Raw genomic sequence first — 16310 nt, 5'->3', positions numbered from 1 at the left:
TGACGATTTTGGTCGGCGAGGGGAAGTTATGCTTAGAATTTTTGTTTTATTCATGTATTTCATGACTGCGGGCTGTTCGACTGTCTATTCAATAGAGGAAAAAGAGTTTCCGTCTCAAGTGAAACCGATTTTCCTTCCCATTTCAGTTTTAATCGATGATGGGACAAAGGGAAGCCAGAACGCATATCCCTATGATGCAGAAATTTATAAAGAAATGTTGTCGTCGGGGCTTTTTACATCGCTCTCCGGACTTGGGTCTGATTATGCTTTGACCATATCTCTTGATGTGGATAGGAACACTTCGCAAGGATGGTTTCTTCTTTCTTCTGCAACAATGCTATTAATGCCTATACCGGTTGATTCGGATTATAGTCTTGATGCTCAGGTTTGGTTTGGTGGCGTTGTGGTGGCAAATTATTCTTATGGGATGAATGAGAAGGGGTCAATGATTCCGCTAATGGATGTTGGTCTGGAGTCGGCGATGAGGCCATATAAATTGTTGTTGTCACATTTTCTTGCGGACCTGGAAAAGGACAGACCTCTACCTGAAGTGTCTATGTTTTTGAAAGAAAGCGATGGGAATAGCCCTTTCTCTCTCTGATGAGCAAGAAAAATGTGCTGGGGATAACGGCATTCTTACTGGCAGTGCTTCTGGTCAGTAGGCCTTGCAGAGAAACTCAGAGTTGCGCTTCGCGACGAATCCATTTGGTGACATCCGGCGCCTGATAATCCGCGAAGCCGTCCAGCAGCGTCGCTGGACAGTTGTGAACCTGCAGGAGATCTCTGTGTTCCTGGCGCAGAAAGCCCTGGCTGGCGGCATGGTCGAGGAAAGTGATTAGGTGGTCGTAATAGCCGTTGATGTTCAGCAGGGCGCAAGGTTTGTGGTGAAAGCCCAGTTGCGCCCAGGTCAGAATTTCAAAAATTTCTTCCAGCGTACCCATGCCGCCGGGCAAGGCGATAAAGCCGTCAGAGCAATCTGCCATGGCCGCTTTGCGCTCATGCATGGAACCGACTACACGCAATTCGGTGAGATGGTCGTTGCCGATTTCCTTGCGCATTAAGGCATCGGGAATAATGCCGATCACCTCACCGCCCCGTTGCATGACCGCATTGGCGATGGCGCCCATGACACCGACGCTGGCGCCACCATAAACCAGTCCCAGCCCGCGCTTTACCAGTTCGTCGGCCAGATCTTCAGCGGCGGTGATGTAGTCGTTCCCCTCACCGGGGCTGGAGCCGCAATAGACGCAGATTCTTTTCATGGATATTCACCTGATCCCTGCGCCGTAGGAGCGTCGTTGGCGGCGCGATAACGAACCTTGAAGACTGGAATTCCACCACAGAGGGCACAGAGTTCACCGAGGAAAAGATGGGTTTCTTCTCTGTGCCCTCTGTGGTGAAAATGCTTTTGATCTAGGTTTGCCATCGCGCCGCCAGCGACGCTCCTACGGCGGGGTATTTAAAAGTATCACTCATCCCGCCACCGCCGTGGGTTTGCTCACCAACCGCTCCGCCGGGAAATGACAGGTGAAGACGCTCCCCTTGCCCAGCTGACTCTTGATTTCCAGTTTGCCGTTATGACGGATCATCACATGTTTGACGATGGCCAGGCCCAGGCCGGTACCGCCGGTCTCGGTGACGCGGCTGTTGTCCGGGCGGTAGAAGCGTTCGGTGAGACGCGGGATATGCGCCGGGTCGATGCCGACACCGTTATCACTCACCGCCAGGTGTGCGCCACGCTCATCCTGCCACCAGTGAATACGGATCTGGCCACCGGCGGGGGTGTACTTGACCGCATTGGTGATCAGATTGCCGAAGGCGCTCTCCAGCTCCGCCGGGTTGGCAATCAGGCGGGCTTCTTCGGGCACGTCCAGCTCAATGCTGTGGCCCTTGTCGGCGCTGATCGCCAGGGCATTTTCGCGCATGCGTTTGAGCATGCCGTGGACAGGGACCGCCTGGCTGAGATTGTCCGCATTGGTGCCCTCCAGCCGTGCCAGCAACAGCAGGTCCGAGACCAGGGCTTCCATACGGTTGGACTGGTTGTCCATCTGGGTGAGGGCCCGTCGTAACCGGGACTGTTCCTCCGGCACCGTGTCCAGCAGGGTTTCCAGGTAGCCCTTGAGCACGGTCAGTGGGGTTTTCAGTTCGTGGCTCACGTTGGCCACGAAATCCTTGCGCATCTGTTCCAGATGATGGATCCGGGTGACATCCCTGGCCATCATCAACTGCTCGCCCACCCCAAATTCGGTAATGCGAAATTGCAGGATGCGGTTGTCGTCCACCGGCGAGGGAATCTCCAGCGCCTCGCGGAAATCCCCCTTGCTCAGGTATTCGGTGAATTTCGGATGGCGCACCAGGTTGGTCAGCGGCTGGCCCAGATCCTGGCGGGCGTTGAACCCCATGTAGCGTTCCGCAGCCTGGTTCCAGTATTCCAGGTAGCCGTGCTGGTCAATCAGAATGACCACATCTTCCAAGGCATTCACCGATTGCTGGGCACGGTGAATGATGCCCTGCAGATTTTCCTGGGCGCGGCGTTCTTTCTGGAAAAGGTGCTCAAGTCGGGTGTAGAACTCGCCCCACAGCCCGATGCTGTCCGGGGGTTCGGTGTGGTCATCGCGCACCAGCCAGCTGTACAGACCAAACAGCTGCCGGGTGCTCCAGATGATGTAGCCCAGCAGACCGACCACCAGTGGCCAGATGTGGCCCACTGCCAGCGCTGCCGCAACGGACAGCAGGATCAAGCCGACTATGCGATTTACTTCCTTGGCCAGACTGGCTTTCATGATCTCGCTTCCACCGCCCCGTTGCGGCTACGTGGGTGCATTCACCGTCACCGATCCGCATTGCATCACCTCTGTGGATTGCGCGCAACGCGCCATGCGGACCGGATCGCTTCAGCTTGCCTTGGCGGATTTTACCGAAAAACGGTAGCCAGTGCCGCGGACTGTCTGGATAAAGCGGTCGTAGCCGAAGGGGGACAGGGCCTTGCGCAGCCGGCGGATATGCACATCGATGGTGCGGTCTTCCACATAGACATTGGCGCCCCACACCTGATCCAGCAGCTGGGTCCGCGAATAGGCCCGCTCCTGGTGGCTCATGAAGAATTCCAGCAGACGGTACTCCGTGGGCCCCATGTCCACCGGCTCATCGTCGGCGCTGATGCGATGGCTCACCGGATCCAGGCACAGGCCTTCCACTTCGATGGCCTTGTCTGCCGCGGTGCTGGAAGCACGCCGCAGTACGGCCTTGATGCGGGAGATCAGTTCGCGGGTGGAAAACGGCTTGGTGATGTAGTCGTCGGCGCCCACATCCAGCCCCTGGATCTTGTTGTCCTCTTCGCTCTTGGCGGTAAGCATGATGATGGGGATTTCGTTGGTGGTCTCATCACGCTTGAGGCGGCGGGCCAGCTCGATACCGGTAACCGACGGCAGCATCCAGTCCAGCAACACCAGATCCGGGCGTTCATCGACAATAATTTCGTGGCCTCGCTGGGCGTTTTCCGCCTCCAGCACATCAAAATCGGCCAGCTCCAGCGCAACGGCCACCATTTCCCGAATGGCGGGCTCGTCGTCAACAATCAGAATACGGTTACGGGACATGGCTTTCCTTCCTTGCCTGTCTGTCTGTGTTGCCCTATTAGATTGCTTTTTTGTGACATCTGTATGACAAATTGGGCGGAAACGGGCGAAAAAGCAAGGGGGGGAGCTACAAGCTTCAAGCTACAACGCGGATTGATGGGGGAGCTATCCGATGACGTTGGAAGCCGCGCGTCGAGGTGAAAGAGCGCAAGGATAAAGCATGGCTTGAAACCGTCAGATTTGTTTAGCAATGAATCGCGGGCATGGCGTTTCAGAACATGGGAGCCAGCCCGCGTTGTAGCTTGCAGCTTGAAGCTTGTCACTCAGAAGTACTGGAAATACAACCCGACAAACACACACGCCCCGGCCCAGTGGTTATTGAGAAAAGCGTGGAAGCTGGGCCAGCGTTCCCGGTAACGGATCAGGCTGTGCTGGAACAGGAAACTCAGGGACATGCCGGCCAGACCCAGGTACCAGGGCCAGGAAAAGTCCAGCCGTTGCCCCACCATGATCAGGGCCAGCAGAGTCAGCCCCTGGAGGATGGCGATCATCAAGCGGTCCGCATCGCCGAACAGGATGGCGGTGCTCTTGATGCCCAGTTTCAGGTCGTCTTCCCGGTCGCACATGGCGTATTCGGTGTCGTAGGCCACGGTCCACACCAGGTTGGCCACGTACAGCAGCCAGGCGATTTCCGGCACGGCCCCGGTTTCGGCGGCAAAGGCCATGGGAATGGCCCAGCTGAAGGCAGCGCCGAGAAACAGTTGCGGCATAAAGGTGAAGCGCTTGGTAAAGGGGTACAGCACCGCCAGCCCCAGCCCGCCGAAGGACAGCCAGAACGTCAGTTCATTGAGAAACAGCACCAGCACAAAGGCCAGCAGCCCCAGCCCGCAAAACAACGCCAGGGCTTTCTTGGCGCTGATAGCACCGGTGGCCAGCGGGCGGCCTTTGGTGCGTTCCACATCGCCGTCGAAATCCCGGTCGGCAAAATCGTTAATCACGCAGCCAGCGGCACGCATGATGATCACCCCGAGAATGAAGATCACCACGGTCTTCAGGCTGGGCGTACCGTTCCCGGCAATCCACACCGCCCACAGGGTCGGCCACAACAGCAACAGGGTGCCGATGGGGCGGTCCAGCCGCATCAACTGGATGTAGGGCCAGAGCGAGGGGTAGCGTTGTTCAACGAAGGCAAACATGGGACATCCGGTTGTCAGGGGCGGGGGTAAGTTTCAAGTTGAAAGTTGAAAGTTTCAAGGCTCCTTGTAGGAGCACCTCTTGAGGTGCGAAGCCTCGAATGGTCGCGATAACTCTTAGAGTTGAACCGACTCTCCCTCCAGGCAGGGTGACCGCGGTGAAAACCATTTCCTCGCTACGCTCGGTTCGCACCTCAAGAGGTGCTCCTACAGCAGCCCTGAAGAAACGCTAGTAGCGCCTACCTTCTCCCACAGCGCCGGCAGGAAGTATTCTGCCACCAGCAACGGTTCACCGCGTTTGATAAAACGGGACTGGCGCCCCCAGCACACTGGCATGGCTTCTGCAGGGCTCCCAATGCGGGCCCAGACCTGGTCGCGCTGGCAGGTGGGGCGTTTGTACAGTTCCAGGCCCAGGGAGCGGCTGCCCATATGGCCCAGGGAGCGATTGGCACCGGTCAGACTGGTCAGGGGGAGTACGCTGCGGGCGGCCACCACCGGGGTGTCGTCCAGCAGCAGGGTCACTTCGCGGATCAGCGCCGCCCGCCGGGGGGCCAGGTTCAGCAGGTGCCGTTCGTCGGCGCGGGGAAAGCTGATGGCGTGGTAGCCCGGCGCTACCCGGAACTGGCCGTGACGCTTCAGGCGCAGGGTCAGGGAGGCGGGATCCGCCATCCAGTCACGGATACGCGGCGGCAGCACCAGCTGTTCCAGCGGGCGCCAAAGGCTGTCAGGATGCAGGGCGGCAGGCAGCATGGGTCTCTCAACGTCGCAGGCCGCAGGACTATGGCGCAAGCGGTGACTCAGGGCAAGTCGGCGGTCAGCCTGTGTGCAGGCGCTTGCCTGCAAGGGATAATGGCGCTGGGCCCGGTCGATGGACCCCGGCGCCGTGCTTTGCCAGCGCCCAATGTCATTGATTTTTCGGGCGTGCGCCGATAGGTTAACGCCCCCCGAGAAACACCCTGTATGTAGCAGAGTAAGCAAGTACTTACTCCAAATCGACGAGGTTCACGATGAAGAAGTGGGAATGCGTAGTGTGCGGTTTCATCTATGACGAAGCCGAAGGTCTGCCCGATGAGGGTATTGCCCCGGGTACCGCCTGGGATGACGTGCCGGAAGACTGGGTCTGCCCGGACTGCGGCGTGGGCAAGGAAGACTTCGAAATGGTGGAAATCTGAGCCACTGCTACGGTCATTCTGCCCGTTCACTGATTAATTAAGGACTGTTCATGCAACCTATCGTCATCATCGGTTCCGGCCTTGCCGGCTTCAACACCGTCAAGGAATTCCGCAAGCTGGACAAGGACACGCCCATCGTCATGCTCACCAGTGACGACGGCCGTAACTATTCCAAGCCCATGCTGTCCGCCGGTTTTACCAAGGAAAAAACCGCTGATGACCTGTGCATGGCCACGCCGGAGAAGGTTGCCGAGCAGTTCAATGTGGAAGTGCGCACCGACGTGCACGTGGCAGAGATCGATCCTTCCGGCAAGCGCGTGCTGCTGCCGGACGATCACCTGGACTACAGCAAGCTGGTGCTGGCCCTGGGCGCGGATACCTGGACGCCGCCGCTGGAAGGCGATGCCGTGGGCGACGTGTTCTCCGTCAATGACTTGATGGATTACGGCAAATTCCGCACTGCCCTGCAGGGCGCCAAGAAAGTCACCATCCTCGGTGGGGGTCTGATTGGCTGTGAGTTTGCCAATGACCTGTCCAACGGTGGCTATGCGGTGACCCTGGTGGAACCCCAGGGCCGTTGTCTGCCGCTGTTGCTGCCGGAACCGGCCTCTGCCGCCGTGGGTCGTGGCCTGGCGGATCTGGGCGTGACCTTCCACTTTGGCCCCCTGGCCCAGGCGGTGAATCACGGCGACAACAACCAGCTGGTCACCGAGCTGTCCGACGGCACGCGCATTGAATCCGATGTGGTGCTGTCCGCCATCGGCCTGCGCCCCCGCATCGCCCTGGCCAAGGAGGCCGGCCTGGCTATCAACCGTGGCATCGTCACTGACAAGACCCTCAAGACCAGCGCTGAAGACATCTACGCCCTGGGTGATTGCGCCGAAGTCCAGGGCCATGTGCTGCCCTATGTGTTGCCGCTGATGGCCTCCGCCCGTGCCCTGGCCAAGACCCTGGCCGGCGAAACCACGGCGGTGAGCTATGGCGTCATGCCGGTCACCATCAAGACCCCGGCCTGCCCGGTGGTGGTGTGTCCGCCTGCAGATGCAGAGAATGGCGAGTGGGAAATCCAGGAAGACGGCAACAACGTTCAGGCCCTGTTCCGCGGCAAGGACGGCAGCCTGCAGGGGTATGCCCTCACCGGTGATGCGGTGAAAGAGAAGATGAAGCTCAACAAGGAACTGCCGCCGTTGATGCCGTAACGACGGCCCGCCGCAGGAGCCATGCTTGCATGGCGAACCGCCCAGGTAGCGCTCCTGCCATCGGCCACCCAATAAAGGAACGCCCATGAAATTTGCACTGGTTTTGCTGGTCCTTGGCTGGCGTTTGCGCTGGTTGGCCTGGCGTAATGCGGGTTTTCGCAAACAACTGGAAAACCGCAACGTGATAATGCAGTGGCGGACCTTCAAGGGTAAGCCGGCGCGCAGTTTTCATTTCACGCCAGGCAAGGTGGTGTCCTCTGGTGGCCTGCACGACAAGCCCACGGTCACCCTGAACTTCAAGGACGCCAGCTACGCCTTCCGCACTCTGCAGGTGGCGGGCAAGAACCAGATGGCCTTCATGGAAGGCATGCAGGCCGGCGACATCAAGATCGAAGGCGATCCGGGGCAGCTCATGTGGTTCATGACCCTGATGAAGTTCATCATGCCGGGTGGCAAGAAAAAATAGCTCTCCCGGCTCTTCCTGCAAATGTCTCACTGCACGCCCCGGATTCGGGGCGTGTTCGTGTCTGGCCCTCCGCTTCCGTTTTCCCTTTGGTAAATTCGGGTCATCCCGTAGGCTGGTGAACTATTCAGGTTGCTAACCAAGACAGGGAATGGCGATGAAGAAACTGAAAAACGAAAAGGAACTGGTCAAGAAAGCCATTGCACTGGGGGTGGATTACGCGGAGAAGCGCGGTGTGGTGGAATTCGAACCCACCGATTCTGCGGCGGAGAAGCTGGAGTACATCTACCGGCTGCTGGTGCACGACAAGGTGATTCAGCCGTTGCCGGAGGACCAGGTATCTCAGCCCTCCATTCAGCACAAACTCGCGATCTGGGCTTCCAAGCAGACATAACCGGTATCGCTTGTTGCTTGCCGGTCTGTTATAAAAATCCTTGAACTCGAGCCTGTGGCCAAGCATTCCCGCGCTCGATGGAATTGCCCCTCTTCAAAAGGACCTGATATGCGACGTATCGCCCTGTTGGCCATTGCCAGTATCGTTTTGCTACTGACCGCCTGTGCGACAACCACGGAAACCCATTCCACCTGGCAAACCAAAACCGGAGAATCCCACCCGACCTTCCGGCATATGTATGTGCTGGTGCTGGCGGATGACCCGGCGGTTGCTGCCACGGCAGAACAGCAGGTGCGCAAGAGCCTGAATCATCGGGCCGTGGAAGCCACGCTGGCCAGTGAGACCCTGGGCGAGCGAGAGAGCGAGCGGGAGGCGTACCGTGCCCAGGTCGAGACGGCCGTGAAGGCCAGCGGTGCCGATGGCGTCATGGTGGTGTCGTTGCTGAAAGTGGAAGAACGCTCCGAGTATGTGCCGCCCCAGGTGGACTATGTGCCCGTGCCCTCTGCCCCCATGTATCTGGGCTACGGCCCCTATGTGGGCCACAGTTACGGCGCCATCTACCAGCCCGGTTATTACCACAATGCCAAGGACTATTACCTGCAGACCCAGGTCTACAGCGTGGAGCGCAAGCGCCCGGTGTGGCAGGCCCAGTCGCGCAGCATGAATCCGGATAGTCTGAAGAACGGCGCCAAGGGCTATGCCAAGAGCATTGTCTCGCAGCTGGACAAGGATGGTGCCCTGAAGCGCTAGCCGTTATGCCAGAGAGGGCACAGAGCCCGCGCAACCACCTCCGCTCTGTGCCCTATCCCGCCAGCCGTTTCTTCAGCACCCAGCCCATCAATATCCCTCGACCCGCCATAAAGCCGTTCATGGCCAGCCACAGGCCGTGGTTCTCCCAGCCCAGGGTTAACGCCCAGAGCACAAAGAAAATCCCCACTGCCAGCAACATGGTGTTGCGCATGGCCGCGCCCCAGGTGGCGCCCACGAAGATGCCGTCCAGCCAGAAGCCGGCACTGGCGGTGAGGGGTAACAGCAACATCCAGGGCAGATAGGTAATGGCTGTGTCGCGGATGCCGGGCAGGTCAGTGAGCAGATGAATCAGTGGCACACCGCCGAGACTGAACGCGATCAGCCCGAGGGCCGCACAGGCCACGGTCCAGCGGCCGGTGGCGCCAATCGCCTGGCGCAAGGCCTGTCGATCATGTCGGCCATGGGCGTCTCCCACCAACGCTTCCGCCGAATTGGCAAAGCCGTCCAGCAGGTTGCTGAGCAGCAACAGAAAGGTGATCAGTACCGCATTGGCGGCCAGCACCGCATCCCCCAGGCGGGCGCCCTGGGCGGTGAAGAAAAAGAAGGTGCTGAGTAGGGCCAGACTGCGCAGGAAGATATCCCGGTTCACCGCCATCAGCGCCAGCATGGCCGCCGGTTGCCACAACCGTTCCTGTCGCGCCGGTGGTCGCAGGGCGGCGCGCAGCCAGAACAGACCGCCGGCCAGGCCCACGTATTCCGCCGTGGCACTGGCGATGGCAACGCCGCGCACATCCAGATGCCAGACCTGTACCAGCAGCACGTCCAGCAGGGCATTGGTGCTGTGCATCAGCACCGTCATCTTCAATGGCACCCGGGTATTGTGGGTGCCAATGGCAAAACCGATCAGGGCAAAATTGGCCAGCGCCGCCGGGGCGCCCAGAATGCGGATGTTGATGTAGTCTCCGGCCAGCTTCTGTACTTCGTCGCTGCCGCCCAGCAGCCACAGCCCGGATTCCCGCAGCAGCGGCGACAGGGCAATCAGCCCCAGCCCAAGCACGGTGGACAGCAACAGGGCGCGCAGCAAAACCACCCGGGTATCCTTCTCGCCACCCCGCGCCTGGGAGGCAAAGCCGGTGGTGCCCATGCGCAGGAAGTTGAAGGAGAAATACAGGAACATGAAGACATTGCCACCCAGCGCCACCGCCGCCAGATAGCGGGGATGGTCCAGATGCCCCACCACGGCGGTGTCCACCAGCCCCAGCAACGGCGCCGTCAGATTAGACAGCAACAGCGGCCAGGCCAGCATCCAGATGCGGCGGTTAATCGATAAGCTCACTCAGCCCTCTTCAACAATCCTTCTACGGAGCCGCTGTAGGAGCGCCTCTCGAGGCGCGAACCGCGTGTAAACGCGGAAATCGCCCGCAGGGCGATCAGGAATTTCAGGGCTCGACAGGTTTGGATAGAAACCCGATCCTCTCGCTATTGCTCGGGTTCGCACCTCGAGAGGTGCTCCCACAGAGAGACATTGTCATGCTGGTCGCCGCAGCAACGTCAGCACAAACAAACTGCTGGCGGCGACCACGATGGAGGGTCCCACCGGTGTATTGGCAAACCAGCTCACCGCCAGCCCGGCCAACACTGCCAGGGTGCCCAGCACGCTGGCCACCGCCGCCATCTGCGCCGGGGTATGGGTGAGCCGGCGGGCGCTGGCGGCGGGGATCACCAGCAGGGAGGTGATCAACAATACCCCCACGGTGCGGATGGCGCCGGCGATCAACAGGGCCAGCAACAACATCAGCAGCAGCCGGGTGCGCTGTACCGCCACCCCTTCCACCTGGGCCAGTTCCTCGCTGACGGTGATGCTCAGCAGGGCCCGCCACTGCCACAGCATCAGCAACAGAATCAGGATGGCACCGGCCCACAGGGCCAGGGCATCCTGCCAGCCCACCGCCAGCAGGTCGCCGAACAGATAGGCAAACAGGTCCACCTGGATACCCTGCTGCAGGCTGATGGCGATCACCCCCAGGGCCAGGGTGGTGTGGGCGACAATGCCCAGCAGGGTATCGCTGGCCAGTTGCTGTTGATGCTGCAGGGCGGTGAGGGCAGCGGCCAGGCCCAGGCATACGGCCACCACAGCCAGGTACAGACTGATATCCAGCGCCAGCCCCAGGGCCGCCCCCAGCAGCGCGCCGTGGGCCAGGGTGTCGCCAAAGAAGGCCATGCGCCGCCAGACCACAAAGGCACCCATGGGCCCGGACACCAGAGCCACGGCCAGGCCGGCGAACAGCGGCGGCAACAGCAGCTCAATCATGGTGGCAATTCCCGTCGTGTTGGTGGCCCGGTTGGGCGTCGCCATGCAGATCATGGTCGTGGTCATGATCGTGGGTATAGAGCGCCAGGTTGGGGGTGCCGGCACCGGGGCCGAACAACTCGTGGTAGGCCGGGTCCCGGCTGACGGATTCCGGGCTGCCGGAGCAGCACACATGGCGCTGCAGGCAGATCACTTCGTCGGTGGCGGCCATCACCAGATGCAGGTCGTGGGAAATCAGCAGGATGGCGCAGCCCAGATCATCGCGGACCGATTTGAGCAGCCCATAGAGCGCATTCTGCCCGGCCACGTCCACCCCCTGGGCCGGTTCGTCCAGCACCAGCAGGTCCGGCTTGCGCAGCAGGGCCCGGGCCAGCAGCACCCGCTGCATCTCGCCGCCGGACAGCTGTTGCACCGCGCGGCGGCGCAGGTGGGCCACCCCGGCCTGCTCCAGGGCTGCCCGCCGGGCGGAGGTGGGACCGGGAGCGGCCAGCCACAGGAAGCGGTCCACGGTCAGCGGCAGGCTGTCGTCGATCTTGATGTGCTGGGGCATATAGCCCACCCGCAGGCCCTTGCGCCGGGTCACCGAGCCGCTGGACGGCGTCACCAGCCCCAGCACCACCCGCGCCAGGGTACTTTTGCCGGCGCCATTGGGGCCGATCAGGGTGGTGATGCGCCCGGGAGCCAGGGTCAGGCTCACCCCGGACAGCACGCTGTTGCCACCCAGGGTGACTGACACCGCCTGCACATTGACCAGAGGATCCGACATAGCAAAAGGGCCCGAAGAACAAAGGCGCAATGATATACTGCCGGCCTTTCGCCTGCACTTTGGGTTCAGTTGAAAGCTCAAAGTTTAAAGTTGAAAAGCGCGCATAAAGCCGTAGCCACTCGAGAAGGCCGTGCTCGCGCTTCATTGTCTTGACAGAAAAACGCGGGCACGGCCTGGAAACCACGATCGCACTTCCCGCGCTTTTCAACTTTGAACTTTCAACTCGCTAAACGAGGAAATGATGCGAAGTGTGTGGTTGGTAATGTTGATGATGCTCAGTGCCCAGGCAGTGAGCCAGACCCTGGTGGCCAGTGTGGAGCCGTTGGCCAAGGTGCTGCGGGGTCTTTATGGCGACCAGGTGGAGGTGGTGACCCTGTTGCAGGCCAACCAGAACCCGCATCAGCTGGCCCTGTCCCCCCGCCAGGCCATGCTGGTGCAGCAGGCGGATCTGCTGGTGTGGCTGGGCGAGGCGGTGGAAGCGCCGCTGGCTCCCCTGGTGGCCCGCCGGCAGGGTCCGACCCTGAGCCTGCTGGCCCTGGAGGGCGTCCATCGCCGGGAAGGGGGGGAGGATCACGACCATGGACATCAACATGCCGACCACGCCGATGCCACTCTGGATCCGCACCTGTGGCTGTCACTGGACAACATGATGCGACTGGCCGGAGCGCTGGCGCAGCAATACCCGCAGGGGCTGAAAGCCGGAGAACCGGCACGCTGGCAGCAACAGGCCAAAGACCGCCATACCCGGCACCGGCAGGCGCTGGTCGGACTGGAGGGAGTGTCCTGGCTGAGCTACCACCAGCCCTGGGGGTATCTCACCGAAACCCTGGGGCTGGCGGAGCCGCTGGTGGTGTCAAAGCAACTGGATGCGGGACCGGGTAGCCGGCGTTTTGTGGCGCTGGCCGGCGAGATTCGCGAGCAGCAGGTCCGCTGCGCCATTCTTGAGCCGGAAGCCCGCGCCGCCATGGTCTCCCGGCTGTGTCCGGATTGCCGGGTGCAGCCTCTGGACCCGCTGGGCCGGGACTACCCGGAACTGGATTATCTGAGCTGGCGGGATCGGCTGGTGGAAGGTTTCAAGGCGTGTCTGCAGGCGGGAGCGGGCTGAAGCTACGAGCTCCGCTCGCTGGATAAGAAAAGGTTGGAAGGCTCCCAAGGCTTCGGCATTTCTTACGAAGCCGCTGTAGGAGTACCTCTTGAGGTGCGAACCTTGCGAAGCAAGGAAATCGCCCGAAGGGCGATCAGGCATTTCAGCACTCGACAGGTTTCAGAAAGAATGGCGGTGAGATTGATCTTTGTCGCCTCGCTAAGCGCGGTTCGCATGTCGCAGATCCCCTGCGGGGGCAAGCATGGCTCCTACAAAAGACTGCCAACCCTCGCAGCTGCTAAAGCTCCCGAATCGGAATCAACGTGGGTGGCGGTGGCGGAGGGGTGTTGTCGCGCAGCGCTGGGGGGCGGACAGATTCGGCCTGGCGCTGACGCAGCTCCTGTTGCTCCTCTTCCAGATACCGGGTGTCCGGGCTGACCGCATTCATGCCCCGGCTTTCATCGCTGGTATCCAGTTCCCGGGGGGACTCCAGATACATGGCCTCAAGTTCCTTGCCATCCAGCGGCTGGGCGGGAACCGGCTCGCGGGTTTGCGGCGCATCATCGTCCGGCGGCGCGGAGTCGGGCAGTTGTTCCGCCGCCAGGCTCAGGGCCGGGGCCATTAACAGGGCAATCATTATTTTTTTCATATCCCGATCATAGCGCTCCCGCAGGCCCGGGGGAACTGGCGGATTCGCACCACCCGGTGTCAAGGCGGGTCAATAATTCCCCGTTGGGCTCAGGGCCATTGAGGCGGCACCGGAAAAAGGTATGCTGGAGCGCTTAATCTGAAAACGGGTGCAGGGCCTGAATGGCACAGCAAAGCAAACCTATCGCAATGGCCTGCTGGGATTTGTCCTGGCTGCTGGACCGTGACAGCCGTCACGGGGCCTTTGCGTCGCTGGAAAAAGTGCTCGATGAAACCCAGCAACGGGGTTTCAATGCCTTGCGCCTGGATCCGTGCCCGCACCTGATTGCCCGCCCCGAGAACGGTGTCCATCTGGACCGCTGTGAATTGCAGGCGCCCGGGTGTGAGCCGGTGGAAGTGAAAATCCGCCACAGCCTCCAGAAACTGCTGCAGTCTGCCCACGAGCGCGGCCTGAAGGTCTGGTTCAGCAGCGGTTTTGTGGATGACAGCCGCGCGCGCCGTTCCTTTGTGCGACGGCCGGAAGACTTCGTCGCGGTGTGGAGCGATACCCTGTCCCTGGTGCAGGAATGGGGTTACCTGGAGGATGTGGCCGGGGTGGATTTCTGCCACCAGTTCCCCGCCTTGCCCTACGCCCACGGCGTCACCCGTCGGGTGTTCAATCGGTCGCCGGACCGGCCCCTGCCGCCGCGTTGGTCCGCCAGCGCCGCCGAGCGCATTGAGGAGTATCTGCTGGATATTCCCCGTGCCCTGCATGCCCTGTTCCCCGGGGTGCCCATCGGCCTGAGCACCACCACCCAGATCAGCGAGCAGTTGCGGCAGCTGGATACCAGTGAGCTGGATTTTCTCGATTTCAGCCTGTGGCTGGATGATGATCCGCGCTATCGACTGGCCAGCGGCGAGGCGGTGCCCATGACCGGCCTGGCCCGACGCCTGGCCAGCCCGGTGAAGCAGCTTCTGCTGGATGCCGGCGGCATGCACTGGCAGCGGCGCATGGAAGACCAGTTACAGCGGCGTATGGCCTTTACCCGTCTGCGGCGTCTGCAGCCGGTGATCGGTGAAGGCTTTGTTCGCCAGCCCCGCCATCTGCGCCGCCTGCCCACCGGCTGGGCGGACCTGCACGAAATGATGGTGGTCAGCGCCCTTACCCAGGGGGTGGAATCCATGACGCCCACCTCCCTGGCCTGCCCGGCCTATGAATGGCTGTGGCGGGAAGAGGAGTACCTGGCGCACCTGAATCATCTGATCCTGTCCGGCTCGGAGTAATCCCTCGCCCTCTATTTTCACTACAGAGCTCACAGAGTGAATGTAGGAGCGTCGCTGGCGGCGCGATTCACCCAGGTTCGAGTTACGAGGAGCGAGTTCCGAAAAGCGTTTTTACTACAGAGGGCAGAGAGTTCACTGAGGGAAACATTACGTTATCTATGTGCGCTCAGTGCCCCTGCCGGCAGGGCACTGGCGGTGTGAAAAGTCGGGGGGGTGGTTGTGATTTTCGAAACTCGCTCCTCGGAACTCGCTTCTGGCCTCTTACCCCGCCAACGCCGCAATCCGCCACTGAAAAATCCGCGCAAACTCTTCCGGGTCCTTGCTGCCCTGCCCTTCGCTGTGCTCGGACACCGGGCCGGCCAGTCGCGACAGCCAGAAGCGCAACGCTGCCACCGCCAGCGCCTCCAGCAACAGGCTGTCATCCACCTGCCCGCCGGACTCCCGGTAGCCTTCCAGCAGCGCTTGCTCCCGCTCTGCCACCGGTTTGCCATTGCGATCCACACACCAGTCGTTGAGCGTTACCGCCAGATCGTATTCCGGGTAATCCAGGCAGGCGTTGTAGAAGTCCAGCAGGGCGCTGATGCGACCCTGTTGCCACAGCAGGTTGTCGCGGAACAGGTCGCCGTGGATCAAGGTGGTGCCGGTGGGTCGTGCCTGCCAGTCACTCAGCAGTGCCCTGGCCCCCTCGCGGTGGTCGTCTGGCAGCTGGTCCAGGTGGCTAGCCAGTGTCTCCAGCCGTTGCCGTTCGCCGGGCAGGGTCTGCAGGGCGCCGGTATCACATTGATGCAGTTGGGCGAGCAGCGCGCCCACCTGTCGGCAACGGTCCAGATCCACGGCAAAATCATGCTCCCCGGGCAGGCGCGGCATCAGCACCGCCGGTTTGCCGGCCACCGTGATCTGGTCCTGGCAGCCATGATCCGTCAGCGGGGCGGGCACCGGCAGACCCTGTTCAGCCAGGTGCGCCAGCAGCACCAGATACGGGGCGAGAGCCGCGTGGGTCAGGGTTTCGAAAACCGTCAGCACCAGTTGCGCAGGTTGCTGGTGGCGATCCTCTGCCTCAATCAGGAAGGTGCTGTTTTCGATGCCATGGCTGGCCGCCCGATAATCCCGCAGTCGGAAGCCGTAACCGTCCAGAACGGCGGCAAGTTGGCTGTGACTGAGCGGGGTATAAACGGACATGGGATTCCTTGTCGGCAAAAAGGCCGCAGATGACCGGACTCTGCGGGCGAGCAATGGTATAACAGGCGCTGATAACAATAACGACGCATCTCCAACAATAACAAAAGGATGACTTGCCATGCGTTACGGGATTCTGTTTTTCGGGTTACTGTTTGCTGCCGCCAGCCAGGCGGACGGGGTGGCGCACTATCAGGACCAGCGTTTCGGCTACGTGGCCGGCAATCTGATGAACATCACCCTGGACTATGACAACCGCGAGCTGACTCCCACCGGGGTGGGGGTGCGCCTGGGGGGCATGATCGACCCGTAC

At 61.1% G+C, this 16310-nt stretch carries 18 protein-coding genes and 1 pseudogene; 9 read left to right on the top strand and 10 right to left on the bottom strand.

Features of this window, described 5'->3' with window-relative positions; translation table 11 throughout:
• Window positions 1-28 precede the first annotated feature (28 nt).
• Window positions 29-601 carry a hypothetical protein gene (locus A3714_RS11885; protein WP_063508691.1) on the top strand — a complete coding sequence of 191 codons (573 nt, stop codon included), beginning with the start codon at window positions 29-31 and terminating at the stop codon, window positions 599-601.
• 76 nt (window positions 602-677) lie between these two features.
• On the opposite strand, the gene A3714_RS11880 is transcribed toward A3714_RS11885, so the two are convergent.
• The 5 genes from A3714_RS11880 to A3714_RS11860 all read right to left on the bottom strand — a co-directional run bounded on the left by A3714_RS11880 (window position 678) and on the right by A3714_RS11860 (window position 5521).
• The gene (locus tag A3714_RS11880) at window positions 678-1262 is read right to left on the bottom strand and encodes a TIGR00730 family Rossman fold protein (protein ID WP_063508692.1); all 585 of its coding nucleotides are present in this window, start codon (window positions 1260-1262) and stop codon (window positions 678-680) included.
• Window positions 1263-1472: 210 nt separating this feature from the next.
• Entirely contained in the window at window positions 1473-2783 is a 1311-nt protein-coding gene (phoR, locus tag A3714_RS11875) for a phosphate regulon sensor histidine kinase PhoR (protein ID WP_062815181.1), read from the bottom strand.
• 111 nt (window positions 2784-2894) lie between these two features.
• A complete protein-coding gene (gene phoB / locus A3714_RS11870; protein ID WP_062815182.1) occupies window positions 2895-3599 on the bottom strand; it encodes a phosphate regulon transcriptional regulator PhoB in 705 nt (234 codons plus the stop codon).
• Between the two features lie 302 nt (window positions 3600-3901).
• Window positions 3902-4774: a 4-hydroxybenzoate octaprenyltransferase gene (gene ubiA / locus A3714_RS11865; protein ID WP_063508693.1), complete on the bottom strand. Its 873-nt coding sequence runs from the start codon at window positions 4772-4774 to the stop codon at window positions 3902-3904.
• 204 nt (window positions 4775-4978) lie between these two features.
• Window positions 4979-5521: a chorismate lyase gene (locus A3714_RS11860; RefSeq protein ID WP_063508694.1), complete on the bottom strand. Its 543-nt coding sequence runs from the start codon at window positions 5519-5521 to the stop codon at window positions 4979-4981.
• Window positions 5522-5778: 257 nt separating this feature from the next.
• Here A3714_RS11860 and rd point away from each other — a divergent pair, with 257 nt between their 5' ends.
• The 5 genes from rd (at window position 5779) to A3714_RS11835 (ending at window position 8749) form a co-directional block, all read left to right on the top strand.
• Entirely contained in the window at window positions 5779-5943 is a 165-nt protein-coding gene (gene rd / locus A3714_RS11855) for a rubredoxin (RefSeq protein WP_008929914.1), read from the top strand.
• A 50-nt stretch (window positions 5944-5993) separates the two neighbouring features.
• Window positions 5994-7142, top strand: a complete 1149-nt coding sequence (locus A3714_RS11850) for an NAD(P)/FAD-dependent oxidoreductase (protein ID WP_063508695.1) — start codon at window positions 5994-5996, stop codon at window positions 7140-7142.
• 85 nt (window positions 7143-7227) lie between these two features.
• Window positions 7228-7608, top strand: coding sequence for a hypothetical protein (locus tag A3714_RS11845; protein WP_062815187.1), 381 nt, complete (start codon window positions 7228-7230; stop codon window positions 7606-7608).
• A 154-nt stretch (window positions 7609-7762) separates the two neighbouring features.
• Entirely contained in the window at window positions 7763-7999 is a 237-nt protein-coding gene (locus A3714_RS11840) for a DUF5062 family protein (RefSeq protein ID WP_062815188.1), read from the top strand.
• Between the two features lie 108 nt (window positions 8000-8107).
• Entirely contained in the window at window positions 8108-8749 is a 642-nt protein-coding gene (locus tag A3714_RS11835) for a hypothetical protein (protein ID WP_063508696.1), read from the top strand.
• A gap of 52 nt (window positions 8750-8801) precedes the next feature.
• Here the strand turns inward: A3714_RS11835 and A3714_RS11830 are convergent, their stop codons facing one another.
• The 3 genes from A3714_RS11830 to znuC form a co-directional block, all read right to left on the bottom strand.
• On the bottom strand, window positions 8802-10085 hold the full coding sequence (locus tag A3714_RS11830; protein ID WP_082844675.1) for an MATE family efflux transporter: 1284 nt from the start codon (window positions 10083-10085) through the stop codon (window positions 8802-8804).
• A 192-nt stretch (window positions 10086-10277) separates the two neighbouring features.
• Window positions 10278-11060 carry a zinc ABC transporter permease subunit ZnuB gene (gene znuB, locus A3714_RS11825; RefSeq protein ID WP_063509103.1) on the bottom strand — a complete coding sequence of 261 codons (783 nt, stop codon included), beginning with the start codon at window positions 11058-11060 and terminating at the stop codon, window positions 10278-10280.
• The gene (gene znuC / locus A3714_RS11820) at window positions 11053-11826 is read right to left on the bottom strand and encodes a zinc ABC transporter ATP-binding protein ZnuC (protein ID WP_062815192.1); all 774 of its coding nucleotides are present in this window, start codon (window positions 11824-11826) and stop codon (window positions 11053-11055) included. Before znuC ends, znuB begins: the two co-directional genes overlap by 8 nt.
• A 238-nt stretch (window positions 11827-12064) precedes the next feature.
• Here znuC and A3714_RS11815 point away from each other — a divergent pair, with 238 nt between their 5' ends.
• Window positions 12065-12931 (top strand): metal ABC transporter solute-binding protein, Zn/Mn family, encoded by an 867-nt coding sequence (locus A3714_RS11815; RefSeq protein ID WP_231866065.1) that lies wholly within the window; start codon window positions 12065-12067, stop codon window positions 12929-12931.
• A gap of 277 nt (window positions 12932-13208) precedes the next feature.
• Here the strand turns inward: A3714_RS11815 and A3714_RS11810 are convergent, their stop codons facing one another.
• Complete coding sequence (locus A3714_RS11810; RefSeq protein WP_063509104.1) at window positions 13209-13559, bottom strand: hypothetical protein; 351 nt, start codon at window positions 13557-13559, stop codon at window positions 13209-13211.
• 188 nt (window positions 13560-13747) lie between these two features.
• On the opposite strand from A3714_RS11810, the gene A3714_RS11805 reads away from it, so the two are divergent.
• Window positions 13748-14821 carry a cellulase-like family protein gene (locus tag A3714_RS11805; RefSeq protein ID WP_156492984.1) on the top strand — a complete coding sequence of 358 codons (1074 nt, stop codon included), beginning with the start codon at window positions 13748-13750 and terminating at the stop codon, window positions 14819-14821.
• Window positions 14822-15082: 261 nt separating this feature from the next.
• Here the strand turns inward: A3714_RS11805 and A3714_RS11800 are convergent, their stop codons facing one another.
• Window positions 15083-16000: a phosphotransferase gene (locus A3714_RS11800; RefSeq protein WP_063509106.1), complete on the bottom strand. Its 918-nt coding sequence runs from the start codon at window positions 15998-16000 to the stop codon at window positions 15083-15085.
• 118 nt (window positions 16001-16118) lie between these two features.
• On the opposite strand from A3714_RS11800, the pseudogene A3714_RS11795 reads away from it, so the two are divergent.
• Window positions 16119-16310: pseudogene (locus A3714_RS11795) on the top strand (porin family protein); the annotation flags it as partial.

This window comes from Alcanivorax sp. HI0007 (genome assembly GCF_001635525.1).
GTDB lineage: Bacteria > Pseudomonadota > Gammaproteobacteria > Pseudomonadales > Alcanivoracaceae > Alcanivorax.
Note: the sequence above shows the minus strand (reverse complement) of the source record. Positions and strands in the feature narration are given on the sequence as shown.

Coding starts and splice junctions, on each gene's coding strand:
- A3714_RS11885 (WP_063508691.1), top strand. CDS start 29: ATGCTTAGAATTTTTGTTTTATTCATGTATTTCATGACTGCGGGCTGT.
- A3714_RS11880 (WP_063508692.1), bottom strand. CDS start 1,262: ATGAAAAGAATCTGCGTCTATTGCGGCTCCAGCCCCGGTGAGGGGAAC.
- phoR (WP_062815181.1), bottom strand. CDS start 2,783: ATGAAAGCCAGTCTGGCCAAGGAAGTAAATCGCATAGTCGGCTTGATC.
- phoB (WP_062815182.1), bottom strand. CDS start 3,599: ATGTCCCGTAACCGTATTCTGATTGTTGACGACGAGCCCGCCATTCGG.
- ubiA (WP_063508693.1), bottom strand. CDS start 4,774: ATGTTTGCCTTCGTTGAACAACGCTACCCCTCGCTCTGGCCCTACATC.
- A3714_RS11860 (WP_063508694.1), bottom strand. CDS start 5,521: ATGCTGCCTGCCGCCCTGCATCCTGACAGCCTTTGGCGCCCGCTGGAA.
- rd (WP_008929914.1), top strand. CDS start 5,779: ATGAAGAAGTGGGAATGCGTAGTGTGCGGTTTCATCTATGACGAAGCC.
- A3714_RS11850 (WP_063508695.1), top strand. CDS start 5,994: ATGCAACCTATCGTCATCATCGGTTCCGGCCTTGCCGGCTTCAACACC.
- A3714_RS11845 (WP_062815187.1), top strand. CDS start 7,228: ATGAAATTTGCACTGGTTTTGCTGGTCCTTGGCTGGCGTTTGCGCTGG.
- A3714_RS11840 (WP_062815188.1), top strand. CDS start 7,763: ATGAAGAAACTGAAAAACGAAAAGGAACTGGTCAAGAAAGCCATTGCA.
- A3714_RS11835 (WP_063508696.1), top strand. CDS start 8,108: ATGCGACGTATCGCCCTGTTGGCCATTGCCAGTATCGTTTTGCTACTG.
- znuB (WP_063509103.1), bottom strand. CDS start 11,060: ATGATTGAGCTGCTGTTGCCGCCGCTGTTCGCCGGCCTGGCCGTGGCT.
- znuC (WP_062815192.1), bottom strand. CDS start 11,826: ATGTCGGATCCTCTGGTCAATGTGCAGGCGGTGTCAGTCACCCTGGGT.
- A3714_RS11815 (WP_231866065.1), top strand. CDS start 12,065: ATGATGCGAAGTGTGTGGTTGGTAATGTTGATGATGCTCAGTGCCCAG.
- A3714_RS11810 (WP_063509104.1), bottom strand. CDS start 13,559: ATGAAAAAAATAATGATTGCCCTGTTAATGGCCCCGGCCCTGAGCCTG.
- A3714_RS11805 (WP_156492984.1), top strand. CDS start 13,748: ATGGCCTGCTGGGATTTGTCCTGGCTGCTGGACCGTGACAGCCGTCAC.
- A3714_RS11800 (WP_063509106.1), bottom strand. CDS start 16,000: ATGTCCGTTTATACCCCGCTCAGTCACAGCCAACTTGCCGCCGTTCTG.